This window comes from Luteitalea sp. (assembly GCA_009377605.1).
GTDB lineage: Bacteria > Acidobacteriota > Vicinamibacteria > Vicinamibacterales > Vicinamibacteraceae > WHTT01.
Map to the genome: position 1 here is coordinate 1 of WHTT01000100.1, position 20,533 is coordinate 20,533.

The following is a 20,533-nucleotide window of genomic DNA, read 5'->3' on the forward strand; positions in this document are numbered from 1 at the left end:
TCAGCGTCGTCTTCCCATGGTCGATGTGCCCGATCGTCCCGATGTTCACGTGCGGCTTCGACCGCTCGAACTTTTCCTTCGCCATCGCCGTATTCTCCGTTCGCGCACGCGAGGGGCGCCGAATCTACCGTCCCGAGGGGGCTAAAGGCCCCTCGCTACGGGCCCCTCGCTCCTCCACCGCCCGACCGAACTTGTCGGGCCTACAAATCCTCATCGACCTTGCACTCGTGCCACGACCTCTTCTGCGACGTTCTGCGGCGCCGGCTCGTAGCGATCGAAGTGCATCGAATACGTCGCCCGGCCCTGCGTCCGTGAGCGCAAGTCGGTCGCGTAGCCGAACATCTCGGAGAGCGGCACGCGCGCATTGATGATTTGCGTGCCGCCGCGCTCCTCCTGACCTTGGATGTGTCCGCGGCGGCTGGCGAGATCGCCCATCACGTCGCCCATGTACTCCTTGGGCACCACCACCTCGACACGCACAATCGGCTCGAGCAGGATGGGCCGCGCCTTCCGCGCTGCATCCTTGAACGCCATCGAGCCGGCAATCTTGAACGCCATCTCCGACGAGTCGACGTCATGGGACGACCCGTCGTAGAGCTCCACGGCCACATCGTCGACCGGGTAGCCGGCCAGCACGCCGGTCGTCAGCGCTTCGCGGATACCCTCGTCGATTGGCTTGATGAACTCCCTCGGAACCGAGCCACCAACAATCGCATTGACGAACTCGTACCCCTCGCCATGCTGGCGCGGCGCGAGACGGATCCTCGCGTGCCCGTACTGGCCGCGGCCACCGGTCTGTCGTATGTAGCGGCCTTCACCTTCGGCCGCCGAGGTGATCGTTTCCTTGTATGCAACCTGCGGCCGGCCGACACTCGCCTCGACGTTGAACTCGCGCTTCAGGCGGTCGACAATGATCTCCAGGTGCAGCTCGCCCATGCCGCCGATGATCGTCTGACCGGTCTGCGTGTCGGTCTTCACGCGGAAGGTGGGATCTTCCGCCATGAGCTTCGCGAGGCCCTGTCCCAGCTTTTCTTGATCCGCTTTGGTCTTTGGCTCGATGGCCAGCGAGATGACCGGCTCCGGAAAATCCATGGACTCGAGCACGACCGGCTGCTTCTCATCGCAGATTGTGTCGCCCGTCATCACGCTCTTGAGCCCCACCGCTGCGGTGATGTCCCCGGCGTAGACCTCTTTGATCTCCTCACGCTTGTTGGCGTGCATCTTCAGGAGACGGCCGATGCGCTCGTGCTTCCCCTTGGTCGAGTTGTACACCGTCGCGCCGGACTTCATCACGCCGGAGTAGACGCGAATGAAGGTGAGCTGACCGACGAACGGGTCGGTCATGATCTTGAACGCGAGGGCCGAGAACGGTGCGTCGTCCGAAGACGGCCGCTCCGCGACGGCCTGCTCCCCATCCTTGCGCGGCTCGAGGCCTTCGATGGGGGGGACGTCGACCGGCGACGGCAAGTAGTCGACCACGGCGTCGAGCAACGGCTGCACGCCCTTGTTCTTGAACGCCGCGCCGCAGAGCACCGGAACGAACACTGCCGCGCTCTGGCGATGGATCGACTCGATCGTGCGCTTGCGCAACGCGGCTCGGATCTCCTCCTCGCCAATGGGCTCGCCCGCCAGGTACTTTTCGAGGACCTTGTCGTCGACCTCGCTCACCTTCTCGATGAGCTGTTCACGATAGTGCGCTGCTTCCTCCTGCAGCGCCGCGGGGATCTCCTCTTCGTGCGATCCCGCACCAAGCGTCTCGTCCATCCACACGAGGGCGCGCATCCGCACGAGATCCACGATGCCGATGAACTTGTCCTCACTGCCAATCGGCAATTGAATCACGACAGGGTTGCCCTGCAGCCGGCTGGCAATCTGCTCGACCGTTCGAGTGAAGTTGGCCCCGACGCGGTCCATCTTGTTGACGAAACAGATCCGGGGCACCCGATACTTGTCCGCTTGCCGCCAGACCGTCTCCGACTGCGGCTCTACACCGGCGACCGCATCGAACACCGCGATGGCGCCATCGAGAACGCGAAGCGAGCGCTCCACCTCGGCCGTGAAGTCCACGTGGCCCGGCGTATCGATGATGTTGATGCGATGGTCCCGCCAGAAGCAGGTGGTCGCGGCAGACGTAATCGTGATGCCACGCTCCTGTTCCTGCTCCATCCAATCCATCACCGCGGTGCCTTCATGCACCTCACCTATCTTGTAGGTGATGCCGGTGTAATACAGGACGCGCTCGGTCGTCGTTGTCTTCCCGGCATCGATGTGCGCCATGATGCCGATGTTGCGCGTTCTGTTCAGTGGTACCGTTCGCGCCATGACTCTCGACTCAGGTAGCGAAGGGGCGTTGAGCCCCTTGCACGCGCGGCCTGCCAGCCTCCGCCAAGGCTACGGCGGGTCCGCCGAAGCGCAAAAGTGCGAAGGCGGAAAGGCCACGCGCGACGTACTCCAATTCGGTGTTACCAGCGATAGTGGGCAAAGGCCTTGTTTGCCTCCGCCATGCGATGTGTGTCTTCTCGCTTCTTCACAGCCCCGCCACGCAGGTTCGACGCATCGAGCAGCTCGTTGGCGAGCCGTTCCTCCATCGTCTTCCCGTCGCCGCGCGACCGCGCCTGTCCCACGAGCCAACGGATCGCCAGCGACAAGCGGCGGTTCGGGTTCACCTCGACGGGCACCTGATAGTTCGACCCGCCGACGCGCCTCGACTTCACCTCGACGCTCGGCTTGGTGTTGTCCACCGCCTTCTTGAACACTTTGATCGGCTCGTCACCAGTCTTGTCCCGGATCATGTCGAAGCTGCGATAGAGAATCCGCTCGGCGACGCTCCGCTTTCCGTCCTTCATGACGACACCGATGAACTTGGTCACCAACGCGCTGTTGTACAGCGGATCCGGCGCCAGCTCCCGTCGCGTGATTTCTCGTCTCCGTGGCATAGCACTTCTCAGGTCCTTGGTTCTTCGTTCTTGGTGCTTGGTGCGCCTAGGCGTTGGGGCGCGGCGAAGCCGCGCCAGAACCAAGCACCAGGGACCGAGAACCAAGTACGCCGTCAGGCCTTGGGTCTCTTCGCTCCGTACTTCGATCGGCCTTGCTTGCGGTTCGTAACGCCCGTCGCATCCAGCGTGCCGCGCACGACGTGATAACGCACACCAGGCAGGTCCTTGACACGACCGCCGCGCACGAGCACGAGCGAGTGCTCCTGCAGGTTATGGCCGACACCGGGGATGTAGGTCGTAACCTCGATCCCGTGCGTCAGCCGGACGCGAGCAACCTTCCGCAGTGCCGAGTTTGGCTTCTTGGGCGTCTGCGTGAAGACGCGGACGCACACGCCGCGCTTTTGTGGACAGCCTTGCAGGGCGGGACTCTTCGTCTTGACCTGCACCTTGTCGCGGCCTTTTCGAACCAACTGGCTGATCGTCGGCACAGCAACTCCAGACACACGCACAGCGACGAGCTTGCATGCCGCTGACGAGACGCCCCAAGCCTAAAAGCTGCGGGCAGCAGCTTGGCACTCGGAGCTCATTCCCCTATTCGCGATATCGTCGTCGAGGCGAACCGACCGTCTCGGCTCGTAACAGGCAGGCCTTCGCCTCGCCGTGGCGAGACGCCCTCCCGGCGCTCGGAGCCAGATAGGGTGTCCTGACTCCTTTAGAACCTGACGAGTGTAGCACTAACCCTCAGGTTTTGTAAACAAGGCTGGATCCACCTTGGCATTGACGGCCACTGCCTGGATCGTGGCTGCCGGGCCAGGCTTACCGTCGATCGTGCTCATGACCTTGAAGGGCACGGTATAGCCCTCGACGGTCCGAAAGTCATCGAAGCGCTGCTCGATCGTGGCGGGCTCCCCGGACGTGCCCATTCCTCGATAGGTCATGCTCAGGATCCGTCCGGTCGCACCATCGATCCCAAGCGTCACCGTATCGTCACTGCGGCTGACATCCACTAGCTGAACAGTAGTCTCGCCAACACTGCCTTTGCCCGTGTGAATGGCCTTGAATCCTGGACGGCCACGCGCGACCAGAATCAGGAGGGGGTCATACCAAGCCTCCCGTTCAACCATCGCGCGCCGGCTCTCCGGCATCGCCATCGTGCCCTGCGGCCCCGTGAGGAACGACGCGTCCGGCGTGACCACGATCGCCGTGGTTCCAACCGCGCTCGTCATCTCCTGATGAACCTTGTTGGGCATCACGACAGTGAGACGCACCTTGACCGCCTGGCCCTGCGGACCGGGCATCTGCATTGTCGCGGTCTGCTGATAGCTCGTCAGGTCGCGCAGCTTCTGGAGACCACCAACAGCGTCGGTCGCCTTGTCCAGCATGGCGTTTGCCGCCATCAAGGCCGCCGGGGAGATCGGCGCCGCCTCCTTGTTGGAGGCACCCGCCGGGCTCGGGGGCTCGCCGCTCGGCTGGCCGCTCGGGGGCTGGCCGCTCGGCTGGCCACTGGGCTGGCCACTGGGCTGGCCACTGGGCGGCGGCGGAATGCTGATGTCGAGGGTGCGGACGGCGCCGAATGCATCCAGCTTCTTGTCGTATTCCTCCCCCGTGCCGACAACAACGATTGAGAAACGATCGGGGTGGATGTACTTCTGCGCAACCGTTCGAACCTGCGAGGTCGTGACCTTCTCGATTTCGGCGCGATAGCGATCCAGCCAGTCGAGCGGCACGTCGTAGTACTCGAAGTCGAGCTGCCGATTGATGACCTGTCCAACGGTGGCGAACTGAAAGACGAACGAGTTGAGGATCGCGGCCTTCCCACGCGCCACCTCCGCATCGGTTGGGGGCTTGGCGGCGCGAATCGCCTCAGCCTCTGCAAGCAGCGCATCGATGCCTGCCCCAGTCGTTTGCGTCCTCGTTGTCATGAACATCGAGAACGGCTGGACTCGGACGAAGCTCGAGTCGACAGAGCCGGAGACGGCGTAAGCGAGACCCTTGGCCGATCGCACGTTAGAGAAGAGACGCGATGCAAAGCTCCCACCCAAGACCTCGTTCAGCACCGCGACGGGAAAGAAGTCCGGATCGCCTGTTCGTAGCTCACCCTGATGCCCAATCGTGATATTGGACTGGTTCACGTCCTTCTTGAGTGCATGATACACACCCGGACGGGGCGTGTCCGGCGGCGGCGGGAACTCTTTCTCGAGCGGCGGCGGCTCCGGTCCCTTCGGCCAGTCTCCGAAGATTTTCTTCACGAGCGCCGTGGCATCCGCCACGGTGATGTCGCCCCAGACGCCAAGGACGATGCGGTTCGGATGAAAGTACTTCTCGTGCCAAGCGACCAGATCTTCGCGTGCGATATTGCCAATCGTTTGGTACGTCGGGACCCGGGCGTACGGTGACTCCGTGCCGTACAGCACGTTGTCGAACTCGCGGGACAGGATGTCGCCGGGATCGTCGTTTTGACGTGCGATCGAGGCGCTCTGGCTCTGAACCTCCACCTGGATGCGTCCGGCGTCGAACGCGGGCCGGTGCAACACATCGGCGAACACTTGGAGCACTTCCGGGAAATCTTCCTTGAGCGCGCTGACCGACGCGCGCCCGACATCGAGACCGATGCTGGTCTCCACGGAGGCGGCCTTGCTCTCGAGAAACGCGTCGAGCTCGTCGGGCGGAAGCGACACCGTCCCGCCGGCGCGCAACATCGCGCCGGTCACGCTTGCCAGGCCCACGTCGTCGGCCGGCTCGACGAGCGACCCGGTGCGGATGCGGGCACTCGCGTTGACCAGTGGCAGCTCGTGGTCCTCAATGACCATCAGCACCAGGCCATTCGGCAGCACCACCCGCTCCGGTGTTGGGATGTCGACGGTGGGCAGCGGCGGATACTCGAGATCGTCCGCTTGCTTCACCTGCGCCAGCGCTGGCGCTACGGACAGTAAACCCGCAACGAGCAACCCCACCAGCAGGCGCGATCGCATGGCGAACATACTCATGACTCAGAACTCACAACCCATAACTCAAAACTTACTGCCCTGTCTTCGTCTCTGCCTCGGCGCTCTCCGTGACGATCTGGCCGACAGTCCGGTTCGTATCCTCGAAGAGCTCATTGGCCACGCGCCGGATGTCCGCCTTCGTCACCTTGTCCAGGCGATCGAGGTACCGGAACATCTCGCGCCAGTCGCCAAACAGCGTCTGGTATGCCGCCAGCTGCCCGGCCAGCCCGGAGTTACTGTTGAGCGAGCGTACGAGATCTGCGCGCGAGCGCGTCTTGAACCGCTCCAGCTCCTCGTCTGTGACGTCCTCGGTCTTGAGCTTCTCGATCTCGGCCCGTAGCGCCGCTTGCACCTTCTCGCCTGGCACGCCCACCGCGCTCACGATATAGAACGTGAAGAGATTCGGGTACTTCGATCCAGGGAACCCGCCGAATGCCTGTGCTCCGACGGCCACCTTTTGGTCTCGCACGAGGCTCTTGTACAGACGCGATGTACGACCGCGGCCCAAAATGTCCCCGAGCGCATCGTAGATCGGTTCCTCCGGATCGGTCCCGGCTGGCTTGTGATAGCCCTCGAGATAGAACGGCTGTGACGGATCGCGCAGCGTGAGGACGACCTCAGCGGTCTGCTCCGGTTCGACCGTACGCACAGGAGCCGGCTCCGGCCCGGCAGGGATCCGCTCGAAGTACCGATCGAGGATCGGAATGACTGCCGCCGCCTCGATGTTGCCCACGATGACCGTCACCAGGTTCGCGGGCCTGTAGTGTTTCTGGTAGAAGGCCTCCGCGTCGGTCAGCGTGAACGTTTGTAAATCGCTCATGTAGCCGACGACCGGCTGGTGATATGGGTGCGCGCTGAACGCCGCACCGATGAACTTCTCGACCAGCCTGCCGATCGGTTGGCTGTCGGTGCGCAGGCGCCGTTCCTCCATGACCACGTCGCGCTCCTTGTAGAACTCACGGAACACCGGCCGCTGAAAGCGCTCCGATTCCAGGTACCCAAAGAGCTCGACCTTGTTGGCCGGCAGGGAATAGAAATAGACCGTCGAATCGGCGCTGGTACCGGCGTTGAGCCCGACGCCGCCTTCCCGCTCGATGACTTCACCAAAGGCATTCGGCACCACATAGCGATTGGCGTCCGCCTGCTTCTGCTCGAACGCCTTCTTCAGCTTGTCGACGTCGGCCTTGTCCGGATGGCGCGCAAGCCGTGCCGCTTCGTAGGCCTGATACGCTTGCTCCATCTCCTCGATGGCCAGACGTTCTTTCTCGTAGTCCGTTGTCCCGATGTTGGGCGTGCCCTTGAACGCCATGTGCTCGAACATGTGGGCGAGACCCGTGATCCCTGGGATCTCCTGCGCCGATCCCACGTCCGCTTGTGTCGCAAAGGCAAACACCGGCGCCGTGTCTGGCCGCTCGACGATGATGAACGTCCAGCCGTTCTTCAGCGTGTGAACGGTCGTCCTCTTTTCGAGCTCCGCGAGGCTCTGGGCCTGAACCGAGACCGCCGTCGCAAAGACGACGCCAACGGCCAGCCCCAAGAGCACTCGAGCACCCTTGAGAACGAGAACCTTGACGCACTGTGTCAAGTTTCGAGTTCTCAAGCGAGCGTCGGGGGGCGCGGCTGCAAGCCACGGCCCGCTAGAACGACAGTGCGTCATGGAGAAGTCCTCGAGAACGGCGCGTTCGGCGAACGCGCCGTTACCATGAACGACGGTGGGGCCGCCTCGCCGAGGCGAGGCGGCCGCTAGTGTCCTAGTGTCCTAGTGTGCTGTCACACCAGAATTCGCGTAGCGAGGCGGTCTTCGGACTCCTTCACCCTGCCCGGCTAGTCCAGCACCTCGCCACGCTCGCGGTCGAGGAGCTCGTCCGCGTCGGCGAGATACTCCATCTCGTGTTCCAGATCGATCTCATCCGCGGCAGGCGGCGGCGGTGGCGGCGGCTCGTCGTGCGGGATCCGGACACCCCTGTAGTAATCGTAGCCCGTGCCCGCCGGGATGAGCCGGCCCATCGTGACGTTCTCTTTCAAGCCGCGGAGGAAGTCCACCCGACCCGCGATCGATCCCTCGGTCAGCACGCGTGTCGTCTCCTGGAACGATGCCGCGGAAATGAACGAGTCGGTCGAGAGCGAAGCTTTCGTGATCCCGAGCAACATTGGCCGGCCCTTGGCTGGCTGGCCACCGTCCGCAATCACGCGCTCGTTCTCTTCCATGAATCGGAACCGGTCCACGTAGTCGTCAACGAGGAACTCGGTGTCGCCGACGTCCTCGATCTTCACCCACCGCATCATCTGCCGGACGATGACCTCGATGTGCTTGTCGTTGATGTTGACACCTTGGAGCCGATAGACCTCTTGAATCTCGTTGACCAGATAGCTCTGCAGCTCTTTCTCGCCGAGCACCGCCAGGATGTCGTGCGGATTGCTGGGCCCGTCCATCAACGGCTCGCCAGCCTGCACGCGATCGCCGTCCTGCACGTTGACGTGCACGCCGCGCGGCAGCGAGTACTCGCGCGGTTCGGCGCCCGGCTCGTCCGGGACGATGTAGACCTTCCGCAGCCCCTTGACGATGCCCCCCATCTTGGCCGTGCCATCGATCTCGCTAATGACGGCAGAATTCTCGCGCGGCTTGCGCGCCTCGAACAGCTCGACGACGCGCGGCAGACCGCCCGTGATGTCCTTGGTCTTGGTGGTCTCACGCGGGATCTTCGCCAGTACCTGACCGGCGCGCACCTCCTCGCCGTCGTCTATCATGAGGTGGGCGTGGACGGGCACATGGTAGCGAGCCACCACGGTCTTGCCGTCCTCAGACCGTATTTCGATCAATGGCTGCTTCTTCTCGTCCGGCGAGTCGACGATGATGCGTCGGGACAGCCCTGTCACCTCATCCAGCTCTTCGTGCACCGTGACACCGTCGATGATGTCGCGGAACTTCACGGTACCCGTCGCCTCCGTGAGGATCGAGATCGTGTACGGATCCCACTCGACGAGCACCTGGTCTTGCTCGACCCGCTCGCCGTCCTTGACGCGCAGGCGTGCACCGTAGACGACGGCATAGCGCTCACGGTCGCGACCCTTGTCGTCCTGGATCACGATCGACGCCGTGCGGTTCATCACGATGAACTCGCCACTACGGCCCTGGACGTACTCCAACTTGTCGTAGCGGACACGGCCGGCGTGCTTGGCCTCCTGCGTCGACTGCTCGGAGATGCGCGACGCCGTCCCACCGATGTGGAACGTCCGCATGGTGAGCTGCGTGCCCGGCTCGCCGATCGACTGCGCCGCAACCACGCCGACGGCCAGGCCGAGCTCGACCATCCGGCCCGTGGCGAGGTCCCGCCCGTAGCACCTGCCGCACACACCGCGGCGCGACGCGCAGGTCAACACCGAGCGAATCTTGACGCGCTCGAGGCCCGACTCTTGAATGCGCGAGGCGAGCTCCTCCGTGATCTCCTCGTTCACCGCCACGATGAGGTCGCCGGTGAACGGATCCTTGATGTCTTCGAGCGCGACGCGGCCGATGATGCGGTCGCGCAGCGGCTCGATGATCTCGCCGCCTTCGACAATCGCCTGCGCCTCGATGCCGTCCAGCGTACCGCAATCCCGGTCCTGGATGATGAGGTCCTGAGCGACGTCGACGAGCCGGCGCGTGAGGTAGCCCGAGTCGGCGGTCTTCAGCGCCGTATCCGCCAGTCCCTTGCGCGCGCCGTGCGTCGAGATGAAGTACTGCAGCACCGTGAGGCCTTCGCGGAAGTTCGACGTGATGGGCGTCTCGATGATCTCGCCCGACGGCTTGGCCATCAAGCCGCGCATCCCCGCGAGCTGACGAATCTGCTGCTTGCTGCCGCGCGCGCCCGAGTCGGCCATGACGTACACCGGATTGAACAGCCCGTTCCGATCCGTCTCTTCCATCTCGCTGAACATCTCGTCGGCAATCCTCTCGGTGGCCTCCGACCACAGGGCGATCACCTTGTTGTAGCGTTCACCGTTGGTGATGGCACCGTCGAGGTACTGCTGCTCGACCTTGATCACCTCCTCACGCGCCCGGTCGACGATGGTCGCCTTGTGGGCTGGGATCACCAGGTCATCGATCCCGATCGACATCCCCGAGCGGGTCGCATACCGGAACCCGACCTCCTTGAGGCGGTCCAGCATCTCGACCGTCTTTTCGAGGCCGAGGTGCAGATAGCAGTACTGCACCAACTGCTGGAGCCCCTTCTTCTTCAGCAAGCCGTTCACGAACGGCATCTCCACCGGCAGCGCGTCGTTGAAGATCACGCGACCGACAGTCGTGTTGACGATCTTGGCAGAGACCTCCTGCACGCCACTGTGGAGGACGTCCTGGTCGTCACGCGCCACAGTGAGATCGATCAGCGAGCCTCGATAGCGCAGCCGAATCGGCGTCAGCGTCTCCAGCTGGCCATTCTCGAGCGCGAGGATGACATCCTCCATGTTGCCGAAGAGACGCCCCTCGCCCTTCGCGCCCGGCTTCGCCTTGGTCAGGTAGTAGCAGCCGAGCACGATGTCCTGCGACGGCACGGCAATCGGGTGCCCATTGGCCGGCGAGAGGACGTTGTTCGACGCCATCATCAGCACAGAGGCCTCGATCTGCGCCTCCGGCGACAGGGGGATGTGCACCGCCATCTGGTCGCCGTCGAAGTCCGCGTTGAACGCGGTGCACACCAGCGGATGGATTCGAATGGCCTTCCCTTCGACGAGCGTCGGCTCGAACGCCTGAATCCCAAGGCGGTGGAGCGTCGGGGCGCGGTTGAGCAGGACCGGGTGCTCCTTGATGACCTCTTCGAGCACGTCCCAGACCTCGGGCCGCTGCTGCTCGACCATCTCCTTGGCCTGTTTGATCGTGGCGACGAGCCCACGCTCCTCCAGCTTGTTGTAGATGAACGGCTTGAAGAGCTCGAGCGCCATCTTCTTGGGCAGGCCGCACTGGTGCAGCTTCAACTCCGGTCCCACGACGATGACCGACCGGCCCGAGTAGTCGACGCGCTTGCCCAGCAGATTCTGCCGGAATCGTCCCTGCTTGCCCTTGAGCGTGTCCGACAGCGACTTGAGCGGCCGGTTGTTCGCGCCCCGCAGCACACGGCCCCGCCGGCCATTGTCGAAGAGCGCGTCAACGGCTTCCTGCAGCATCCGCTTCTCGTTGCGGATGATGACGTCCGGCGCCTTCAGCTCGATGAGCTTCTTCAACCGGTTGTTCCGGTTGATGACGCGCCGATACAGGTCGTTCAAGTCCGACGTGGCGAAGCGCCCGCCATCGAGCGGGACGAGCGGCCGCAGCTCCGGCGGCAGCACCGGGATGACATCGAGGATCATCCACTCCGGCTTGTTGTGCGACTTCCGGAAGGCGTCGACCACCTTGAGCCGCTTCGCGAACTTGAGCCGCTTCTGCGCCGACTGCTCATCCTTCATCTTGCGGCGCAACTCGCCGGCGAGCTCCTCAATCTCCACCCGCTTGAGCAGCTCTTTGATGGCCTCTGCGCCCATGCCCGCGCGGAACGCCGTCAAGCCGAACTCCTCACGCTTCTTTCGAAACTGATCTTCGTTGAGCAGCTCGTGCATCTTCAGATCCGTCGTGCCCGGCTCGATGACGACGTACGCCTCGAAGTACAGCACGCGCTCGAGGTCGCGCAGCGAGATGTCCAGCAGATGGCCAATGCGGCTCGGCAAGCCCTTGAAGAACCACACGTGGCTCACCGGCGTGGCCAGCCCGATATGGCCCAGCCGCTCCCGGCGCACACGCGCCTGCGTCACCTCGACACCGCACTTGTCACAGATGACACCGCGGTGCTTCATCCGCTTGTACTTGCCGCAGAGGCACTCCCAATCGGTGACTGGACCAAAGATCTTCGCGCAAAAGAGGCCATCTCGCTCCGGCTTGAACGTCCGGTAGTTGATGGTCTCCGGCTTCGTCACTTCGCCGTGCGACCACGCGAGAATCTTCTCCGGCGACGCCAGACTGATGCGAATGGCGTCGAAGTCGGATGTCAGCGCGCTACGTTCAGGTCTCATGGATGTTCCTCAGTTCTAGCGGACCGCGATCTCTGGCCGCGCTCCCCGACGCTCACTCGACGCACCGAACCTTGACTCAACGAGTCAAGGTTTCGCTGCCTCAAGGGTTCTAGCGGACCGCGATCTCTGGCCGCGCTCTCCGACGCTCACTCGAGAACCCTGAAACTTGACTCAAATGCGTCAAGTTTCGGGGTCTCAAGGGTTCAAACGTCGACCTCAGCAAGGCCCGGTAGGGCGTGTTCGCCGAACGCGCCGTCGTCGCACCTCATGTGGTGAGCGACGGCTCCTCGACCGGTGGCTGGACCTGTTCCGGCCGCTTCTTGAGCTTCATGAGCTCGACGTCCAGACCCAGGGCCTGCAGCTCTCGGATGAGCACATTGAACGACTCCGGCAACCCAGGCGTGTACGACGCGTCGCCCTTGACGATCGCTTCGTAGATCTTCGCCCGGCCCGTCACGTCGTCCGACTTGGCCGTCAGCAGCTCTTGGAGAATGTGCGCTGCGCCGTACGCCTCCAGCGCCCAGACCTCCATCTCACCGAAGCGCTGTCCGCCGAATTGCGCCTTCCCGCCGAGCGGTTGCTGCGTGATGAGCGAGTACGGCCCAATCGAGCGCGCGTGGATCTTGTCGTCGACCAGGTGCGACAGCTTGAGCATGTAGATGTAACCCACGGTCACATCCTGCTCGAAGGGATCGCCGGACATCCCGTCGAACAGCCGCGTCTTCCCGCTGTTTGGCAGGGCGCCACGCTCCAGCCAGCTCTTGATCTCCGCCTCGGTCGCACCGTCGAACACGGGCGTCGCGAAGTAGAACCCGAGCGCATGGGCCGCCCAGCCAAGGTGTGTCTCCAGAATCTGCCCGACGTTCATGCGCGATGGCACGCCGAGCGGATTGAGCACGATCTCGACCGGCGTGCCGTCCGGCAGATACGGCATGTCCTCTTCGGGAAGAATGCGCGCGATGACACCCTTGTTGCCGTGTCGGCCCGCCATCTTGTCGCCGACCGACAGCTTGCGCTTCATCGCGACGTACACCTTCACCAGCTTGATCACGCCCGGCGGCAGCTCGTCGCCGCGCCGGATCTTTTCCTTCTTCTCCTCGAACAGCTGGCGGATGACCTCCACTTGGCGTTCGGTCCGGTCTTCGAGCAGCCGGAGATCCTCGTCGAGACGCGGATCATCGCTCGACACCTTCGCGCGCACCAGTGCCAGGAACGGCACGTCGGCCATGTCATCAGCCGTCAGCACCGCGCCCTTCTTGAGCAGGCGCTCGCTGCCGGTCTCGCTGAACAAATCTTGACGAAGCGTCTGTCCCTGCAGCGTCGCGACGACACGCTTCTTCGTCTCCTCGTGAAGAATGCGAATCTCGTCCTGCAGGTTCTTCTCCATCATGTCGAGCTCTTCGGCCTCGATGGCCTTCGCCCGCTCGTCCTTCTCGATGCCCTTGCGCGAGAAGATCTTCACCCCGACCACGATCCCCTCGATGCCCGGCGGGCAGATGAGCGACGCGTCACGCACGTCTCCCGCCTTCTCGCCGAAGATCGCGCGGAGCAGCTTCTCTTCCGGCGTGAGCTGCGTCTCCCCCTTCGGCGTCACCTTGCCGACGAGGATGTCGCCCGGCTTGACATAGGCGCCAATCCGGATGATCCCGCTCTCGTCGAGGTCCTTCAGGTAGCTCTCGCCGACGTTGGGGATGTCTCGCGTAATCTCTTCGGGCCCGAGCTTCGTGTCCCGCGCTTCGATCTCGAACTCCTCGATGTGAATGGAGGTGTAGTAGTCGTCCTTGACGAGCTTTTCCGAGACCAGGATCGCGTCCTCGAAGTTGTAGCCGCGCCACGGCATGAACGCCACGAGCACGTTCCGCCCGAGTGCCAGCTCACCCAACTCGGTGCAGGGGCCGTCCGCCAGCACCTGTCCCTTCTGCACGCGCTGACCGACGCGGACGATAGGCCGCTGGCTGATGCAGGTGTTCTGGTTGCTGCGCTTGAACTTCACGAGGTTGTAGATGTCGGCGCCCATCTCCTTCGCCACGCCCTCGCCTTCGGCGTCGACGCGCACGACGATCCGCTGGCTGTCGACGTAGTCGACGGTCCCGGCCCGACGCGCGACGACCACGGCGCCGGAGTCGCGCGCCGTGATGTACTCCATGCCGGTGCCCACATAGGGCGCGCGCGCCTGGATGAGGGGCACCGCCTGCCGCTGCATGTTCGACCCCATGAGCGCACGGTTCGCATCGTCGTTCTCGAGGAACGGGATGAGCGAGGCGGCCACCGACACGAGCTGCTTCGGCGAAACGTCGATGAACTGGACGTTCTCCCGAGCCGCCAGCACGAAGTTGCCCGCCTGCCGGGAGTTGATGCGCTCGTCCAGCAGGTACCCCCGCTCGTCGACGCGGGCGTTGGCCTGAGCGATGAGGTACTGGTCCTCCTCCCAGGCGGAGAGATAGTACGAGAACGGCTCCCATTCCAGCCCCTTGCGGCGGCCGCGCTTGGGAGATCCCTCCTCGTCGAGGACTTCCTCCACCTTCACGAGATCCCCCACCGAGTGCTTCGATCCCTGCGGTGCCGCGGTGATAATCACGTTGTCGATCACGCGCCCGTTCTCGACCTTGCGATACGGCGACTCGACGAACCCGAACTCGTTGATCTGGGCATAGCAGGAGAGCGACGAGATGAGGCCGATGTTCGGTCCTTCCGGTGTCTCAATCGGGCAGATGCGTCCATAGTGCGTCGGGTGCACGTCGCGCACCTCGAACCCGGCACGCTCACGGGAGAGCCCGCCCGGCCCCAGCGCGGAGAGACGTCGCTTGTGCGTCACCTCCGAGAGCGGGTTGGTCTGATCCATGAACTGCGAGAGCTGTGACGACCCGAAGAATTCGCGAATGGCCGCCATGACCGGCTTCGCATTGATCAAGTCGTGCGGCATGGCGGTGGCCATTTCCTGGTACACCGACATCTTTTCCTTGATCGCCCGCTCCATGCGTACGAGGCCCAGTCGGAACTGGTTCTCGAGCAGCTCGCCAACGGAGCGGACGCGCCGGTTCCCCAGGTGATCGATGTCGTCGACGCCTGCAGGATTCCGCCGCAGCTTCAACAGGAACGTAATGACTTGATAGAAATCCTGCGGATGCAGAATCCGCTCGTCGAGCGGCGTGGTCAGCTTGAGCTTCGTGTTCAGCTTGAGGCGCCCCACCCGCGAGAAGTCGTACTTCTGCGGATTGAAGAACATGCTCTCGAACAACGAGCGCGAGCTGTCGAGCGTGGGCGGATCCCCCGGGCGAAGGCGCCGATAGATCTCGATGAGCGCCTCTTCGTGCGTGTGGATGGGGTCCTTCTTCAAGGTCTGCGACAGCACCGGTCCAATCTCGTCGCGCTCGGGGAAGAAGATGTCGAGCCGTTCGACCCCCTTCTCCTGCGCAATCGCGACCTCGCGCGGTGTGAGCTCCTCATTGGCCTCCAGCAAGACCTCGCCGGTCTGCGGGTCGACGACGTCGGACGCCGTCCATGCGCCCTCGAACTCGAATGGCTCGACCTCGATCGCCTCGACCCCTGCCTTGCGCAACGCTTCGACCGCCTGCCGGTTGATCTTCTTGCCCTTGGCAATCGTCAGCTCCGTGCCGGGAACGGTGACCTCCTTTCCCGCGCGCAGGCCGACGAGCGAGGGGCCCACTGCCCAGAACACGCCCCCGCCGCTCAGCAGCAATCTGTCGACGCTGTAGAACGCGTGCAGGATCTCATCCGCGCCGCGCAAGCCGAGCGCGCGCAAGAAGACGCTTGCCAAGAACTTGCGCTTGCGATCGATACGCACGTAGAGCAGGTTCTTGGTGTCGTATTCGAACTCCACCCACGACCCGCGATACGGAATGATCTGCCCAATGAAGAGCGTCTTGTCCTCGGAGTGGAAGAAGACGCCGGGCGAGCGGTGCAGCTGGCTGACGATGACGCGCTCCGTGCCGTTGATGATGAACGTGCCGTTGTCGGTCATCAGCGGGATGTCGCCGTAATAGACCTCCTGCTCTTTGATGTCGCGAATGGTCTTGGCGCCTGTCTCCGCGTCCTTGTTCCAGACGACGAGGCGGATCGTCACCTTGAGGGGCACGGCGTAGGTCATGCCCCGCTCCTGGCACTCCTCCACGTCGTACTTGAGCTTCATCTCAACGGTCTGTCCGCACGTATCACAGATATCTGCGCGAACCTCGCTCACCTGGCCGCACTTCGCGCACACCACCTCGTGCCCGCCGTAGGGATCGGCGACGAGCGGCGAGCCGCAACTGACGCAAGGCTTGCGCAGGTGGATCAAGCCTTCGAGGCGACCACACTTGCACTGCCAATTGCCAATCGAGTACTCGATGAACTCGAGTGACGAGTTCTCGCGGAAGTCGCTGATCGGGAAGACGGACTTGAAGACAGCCTGAAGCCCGATGTCCTCGCGCTCCTCCGCCAACCGATTCATCTGCAAGAAGCGCTCGTACGACTTCTTTTGAATCTCGATCAGGTTCGGAATCGGAACCGTCGTCCTGATCTTGGAAAAATCGATACGGTCGCGATAGACGTTAGTAGCAAGGCTGGTCATGCTTTTTGGGTCCCACGCTTAGTTCTTGGTCCCTGGTTCTTGGTTCTTGGTTCTTGGTGCGGCGACGGATATTGGTGGTTCTCATCGCGAGACCGCGCCGTGCGCTCGCTCAGCCGGGCGAGGGCGTCCCAGCGCATCCGCGCCAGCCGCCCACTTGCGCCGCCCGCACCAAGAACCAAGCACCAAGAGCTAAGAACCAATGCGATCTACTTGAGCTCGACTTTCGCGCCGACGTCTTCGAACTTCTTCTTGATGGCCTCTGCCTCTTCCTTGGGGATGTCCTCTTTGACGGCCTTGGGCGCACCCTCGACGAGATCCTTGGCTTCCTTCAACCCGAGGCTGGTCACCTCGCGTACCGCTTTGATCACGTTGATCTTGTTGGCACCGATCTCGGTGAGCACCACGGTGAACTCGGTCTGTTCCTCGGCTGGAGCGGCTGCGGCTGCCGGCGCTGCACCCGCCACGACGACCGGCGCCGCCGCAGCGGCCGACACGCCGAGCTCCTGCTCGAGCGTCTTGACCAGCTTCGACAGCTCCATGACCGAGATGTTCTTGATGTAGTCGACCACCTGTTCCTGTGTTACGTCTGGCATTCCCTGCTCCTCTCTCAATCCTGGATGCACGCACGGTAGGGACGGACCACCCCAGCGCGCGGCTGCCGCGCTGGGGACCCCGGCGCCTCACCGAGGCGTTCGGTCCACACGGCGCGTTCGGCGAACGCGCCCTACCGTCTCATGCGCATACCGCGAACACTGTCACGCCTCTGCCTTCTTCTCCGCCTGCACCAGCACGGACATGACATCGCGAAGTGGCGCGTTCAACACGCTCACCATCTGCACCATCGGCGCCTGCAGCAAGAAGAGCAGTCGCGCGTAGAGCTCTTCCTTTCCTGGCATGACCGCAAGGTCGCCAACCTCCTGCGGCACCAGCGTCTCTCCTTGCACGACCGCCGCCTTCACGACCAGCGCCGGCGCCGTCTTCGCGAACGTCGTCAGAACCTTCGCGAGACCGATAGGATTGTCTTCACTGAAGGCCACTGCGGTTGGGCCCTCGAGATAGCGCGTGAGATCTTCGAACGCTGTGCCGGCGAGCACTCGCTTCGCCAACGTGTTCTTCACCACGCGATATGAGCCCCGGACCGCGCGTACTTGTCGGCGAAGCTCGGTGACCTCGGGAACCTTGAGACCACGGTAGTCGAGCAGAATTGCCGTCTCCGCCTGCCCGAACACTTCCGTGAGCGTCCCGACCTCGGCTTCTTTGTCGGCTCGCGTTACTGCCATAAGTGCATTCCTGAGTAGTGGTCAGTGATCAGTGGCCAGTGATCAGCCGGTTGGCCACGGCCGGAGGCCCACATCGCGAGGAACAGCCAAATCCGCCGTTAGCCGTTAGCCCGCGAGCGCTCGCCCATCGACTGACCACCGACCACTGATCACTGCCTTTTAGTGCTTGGCCAATGCGTCCACGTGGCTCGCGTCGATGAGCACGCCGGGCCCCATGGTCGAAGAGACGGTAATCCCCTTGACGTACTTCCCCTTGGCCGCCGCCGGTTTTGCCTTCAGCACGCTGTCGACCAAGGCGTGCGCGTTTGCCACCAGGTTCTCCGTGGCAAAGGAGACTTTGCCAATCGGCGCGTGGACGATCCCGGTTCGATCGACACGGAACTCCACCTTACCCGCCTTGATCTCGCGAACTGCCCGTACGACGTCGGCGGTCACGGTTCCAGTCTTGGGATTCGGCATGAGGCCACGCGGGCCGAGCACTTTACCGAGTCGACCGACGCTGCGCATGACGTCTGGGGTAGCAACGACTGCGTCGAACTCCAGCCATCCGCCCAGAATCCGCTCGACGATCTCCTCGCCCCCGACGACGTCGGCGCCCGCCTCCTCTGCCTCCCTCTGCTTATCAGCACCGGCGATAACGAGGACACGCTTCTTCTTCCCAAGGCCATGCGGCAGCACCACCGTACCGCGCACCATCTGGTCCGCGTGCTTGGGATCGACGCCAAGGCGCAGCGCCACCTCAACGGTCTCGTCGAACCTCGAATATTTCAGCCGCTGAATCAGAGGAATGGCATCCTCGAGGGCGTAGGGCCGCGCCTCGACCTGCGCGCTGGCCGCCTGGTACTTCTTGCCTACTTGCGACATGGCGTCCTCAATCCTTCCGCTAGCCGGTGATATCGATGCCGATCGACCGAGCCGTGCCGGCGACGTTCCGCATCGCTGCCTCGAGCGAGTCGCAGTTGAGGTCCGGCAACTTGGTCCGAGCAATCTCTTCGACTTGCTTCTGTGTGACCGTACCCACCTTGGACTTGTTGGGCTCTGCCGACCCCTTCGCGATGTTCGCCGCGCGCTTGAGCAACACGGGCGTCGGCGGCGTCTTCGTGACGAACGTGTAGCTGCGATCCTGATAAACGGTCACGACCGCCGGGATGATCAGCCCTTCCTGGCTGGCGGTTTTCGCGTTGAAGTTCTTACAGAAGTCCATGATGTTGACGCCGTGCGGACCTAGCGCGGTTCCCACCGGCGGCGCGGGCGTAGCCTTACCCGCCGCAATCTGGAGCTTCACAACCGTGACGACTTTCTTGGCCATAGCAGTTCACGTAGCGCAGGCCTTCAGGCCTGCCAACCGCACCGTGCCGCAGGCCTAAAGGCCTGCGCTACGGACGCGGGGTTCTCACAGCTTTTCCACCTGCAAGAAATCGAGCTCAACTGGCGTCGATCTGCCGAAGATCGTCACCATCACCTTGAGCGTGTTCTTGTCCGTGTTCACCTCTTCGACTACGCCGTTGAAGCCGGCGAACGGACCCTCGTTAATCCGTACCTGGTCGCTTCTTTCGAACGTGTACTTGGGCTTCGGCTTCTCGGCTGCCTGCGAGACTTGCTCCAGAATCTGGTCGACCTCGTCCCGCGAGAGCGGCGTCGGCTTCGCACCAGCGCCCACGAACCCGGTCACCTTGGGCGTGTTCTTGACCACATGCCACGCGTTGTCCGACATGCTCATTTCGACGAGCAGATAGCCCGGGAAGAAACGCTTCGAGCTCACCACCTTCTTCCCGCCCCGCATCTCGACAACATCCTCGGTCGGAATCAGGATCTCGCCGATCTCCCCCTGCAACCCATAGGCCTGGATGCGTTGTTCGAGTGACTCCTTGACCTTCTTCTCGAACCCGGAGTACGTGTGGACGATGTACCACTGCTTGGCGGCTGGTTCTGTCGTCGTCATCATCACGCCCCCAAGACTCTGAGGATCCCGGCCACAACCCGATCGAACAGCAAATCAAGCCCCCACAGGTACAAGCCAAAGAAGATCGCCGTCAGAATGACGACAAAGGTTGTCGCGTACACTTCCGTGCGCGTCGGCCAGGTCACGCGACGCATTTCTTCGCGCACTTTCACGACGAAATCGCGCGAACGCGACCACCACTCACCGGGCTTGCTCAGCAAGCCGCCGGAGCTTTCACCCGCTCGTTCCGCCATCGCTCTCATATCAATCTCTTCGATGAGTAGTGGCCAGTGGTCAGTGGTCAGCCGGTTCACCAACGCTCGGGGGCTAGCGACGAGCTACCGCTGATAAACGATGCAGCCCGCGAAAGATCGCCCGTCGTCTGACCACCGATCACTGGCCACTGACCACTACTCATCGTCAGAATCCTTGGCAGGCCAGGAGGGACTCGAACCCCCAGCCCCCGGTTTTGGAGACCGGTGCTCTACCAGTTGAGCTACTGGCCTACGGTAGTGACGAGTGACGACCACGCTCGTCACTCGTCACTTACTTCGTTTCGCGGTGCGCGGTGTGCGTCCGACAGAACCGACAGTATTTCCGGAGCTCGAGCCGCTCGGTGGTCGTCTTCTTGTTCTTGGTCGTGCTGTAGTTGCGCCGCTTGCAATCGGTGCATGCCAGAGCAATGATGTCGCGCATAGCTGACCCCTATTCCACGATCTCTGAAATCGTTCCCGCGCCCACCGTGCGGCCGCCTTCCCGAATCGCAAACCGCAACCCCGTCTCCAACGCCACCGGCG

At 63.1% G+C, this 20,533-nt stretch carries 16 protein-coding genes and 1 tRNA gene; all 17 read right to left on the reverse strand.

Annotation, left to right across the window (positions count from 1 at the left end; genetic code table 11):
- Positions 1 to 85, reverse strand: an 85-nt coding sequence (locus tag GEV06_23940; protein ID MPZ20926.1) for an elongation factor Tu, incomplete at its 3' end; no start/stop codon positions are given.
- 125 nt (positions 86 to 210) lie between these two features.
- A complete protein-coding gene (fusA, locus tag GEV06_23945) occupies positions 211 to 2,322 on the reverse strand; it encodes an elongation factor G (GenBank protein MPZ20927.1) in 2,112 nt (703 codons plus the stop codon).
- Positions 2,323 to 2,462: 140 nt separating this feature from the next.
- Complete coding sequence (rpsG, locus tag GEV06_23950; protein MPZ20928.1) at positions 2,463 to 2,936, reverse strand: 30S ribosomal protein S7; 474 nt, start codon at positions 2,934 to 2,936, stop codon at positions 2,463 to 2,465.
- Between the two features lie 113 nt (positions 2,937 to 3,049).
- A complete protein-coding gene (locus GEV06_23955) occupies positions 3,050 to 3,424 on the reverse strand; it encodes a 30S ribosomal protein S12 (protein MPZ20929.1) in 375 nt (124 codons plus the stop codon).
- A 246-nt stretch (positions 3,425 to 3,670) separates the two neighbouring features.
- Positions 3,671 to 5,923, reverse strand: a complete 2,253-nt coding sequence (locus tag GEV06_23960; protein ID MPZ20930.1) for a hypothetical protein — start codon at positions 5,921 to 5,923, stop codon at positions 3,671 to 3,673.
- A gap of 31 nt (positions 5,924 to 5,954) precedes the next feature.
- Entirely contained in the window at positions 5,955 to 7,580 is a 1,626-nt protein-coding gene (locus tag GEV06_23965) for an insulinase family protein (protein MPZ20931.1), read from the reverse strand.
- A 167-nt stretch (positions 7,581 to 7,747) separates the two neighbouring features.
- Positions 7,748 to 11,944 carry a DNA-directed RNA polymerase subunit beta' gene (rpoC, locus tag GEV06_23970; protein MPZ20932.1) on the reverse strand — a complete coding sequence of 1,399 codons (4,197 nt, stop codon included), beginning with the start codon at positions 11,942 to 11,944 and terminating at the stop codon, positions 7,748 to 7,750.
- A 265-nt stretch (positions 11,945 to 12,209) separates the two neighbouring features.
- Positions 12,210 to 16,514, reverse strand: a complete 4,305-nt coding sequence (rpoB, locus tag GEV06_23975) for a DNA-directed RNA polymerase subunit beta (protein ID MPZ20933.1) — start codon at positions 16,512 to 16,514, stop codon at positions 12,210 to 12,212.
- 206 nt (positions 16,515 to 16,720) lie between these two features.
- Positions 16,721 to 17,107 carry a 50S ribosomal protein L7/L12 gene (gene rplL / locus GEV06_23980; GenBank protein ID MPZ20934.1) on the reverse strand — a complete coding sequence of 129 codons (387 nt, stop codon included), beginning with the start codon at positions 17,105 to 17,107 and terminating at the stop codon, positions 16,721 to 16,723.
- A gap of 162 nt (positions 17,108 to 17,269) precedes the next feature.
- A complete protein-coding gene (gene rplJ / locus GEV06_23985) occupies positions 17,270 to 17,794 on the reverse strand; it encodes a 50S ribosomal protein L10 (protein ID MPZ20935.1) in 525 nt (174 codons plus the stop codon).
- Between the two features lie 159 nt (positions 17,795 to 17,953).
- Positions 17,954 to 18,658 (reverse strand): 50S ribosomal protein L1, encoded by a 705-nt coding sequence (locus tag GEV06_23990; GenBank protein MPZ20936.1) that lies wholly within the window; start codon positions 18,656 to 18,658, stop codon positions 17,954 to 17,956.
- Positions 18,659 to 18,677: 19 nt separating this feature from the next.
- On the reverse strand, positions 18,678 to 19,103 hold the full coding sequence (gene rplK, locus GEV06_23995; protein ID MPZ20937.1) for a 50S ribosomal protein L11: 426 nt from the start codon (positions 19,101 to 19,103) through the stop codon (positions 18,678 to 18,680).
- Between the two features lie 84 nt (positions 19,104 to 19,187).
- On the reverse strand, positions 19,188 to 19,736 hold the full coding sequence (nusG, locus tag GEV06_24000; GenBank protein MPZ20938.1) for a transcription termination/antitermination protein NusG: 549 nt from the start codon (positions 19,734 to 19,736) through the stop codon (positions 19,188 to 19,190).
- Positions 19,737 to 19,738: 2 nt separating this feature from the next.
- Positions 19,739 to 19,999 carry a preprotein translocase subunit SecE gene (gene secE / locus GEV06_24005; protein MPZ20939.1) on the reverse strand — a complete coding sequence of 87 codons (261 nt, stop codon included), beginning with the start codon at positions 19,997 to 19,999 and terminating at the stop codon, positions 19,739 to 19,741.
- A gap of 167 nt (positions 20,000 to 20,166) precedes the next feature.
- Positions 20,167 to 20,242: transfer RNA gene (locus GEV06_24010), tRNA-Trp, on the reverse strand.
- A gap of 40 nt (positions 20,243 to 20,282) precedes the next feature.
- Complete coding sequence (gene rpmG / locus GEV06_24015) at positions 20,283 to 20,432, reverse strand: 50S ribosomal protein L33 (GenBank protein ID MPZ20940.1); 150 nt, start codon at positions 20,430 to 20,432, stop codon at positions 20,283 to 20,285.
- A 9-nt stretch (positions 20,433 to 20,441) separates the two neighbouring features.
- The coding region (locus tag GEV06_24020; protein MPZ20941.1) for a hypothetical protein at positions 20,442 to 20,533 on the reverse strand (92 nt) is incomplete at its 5' end.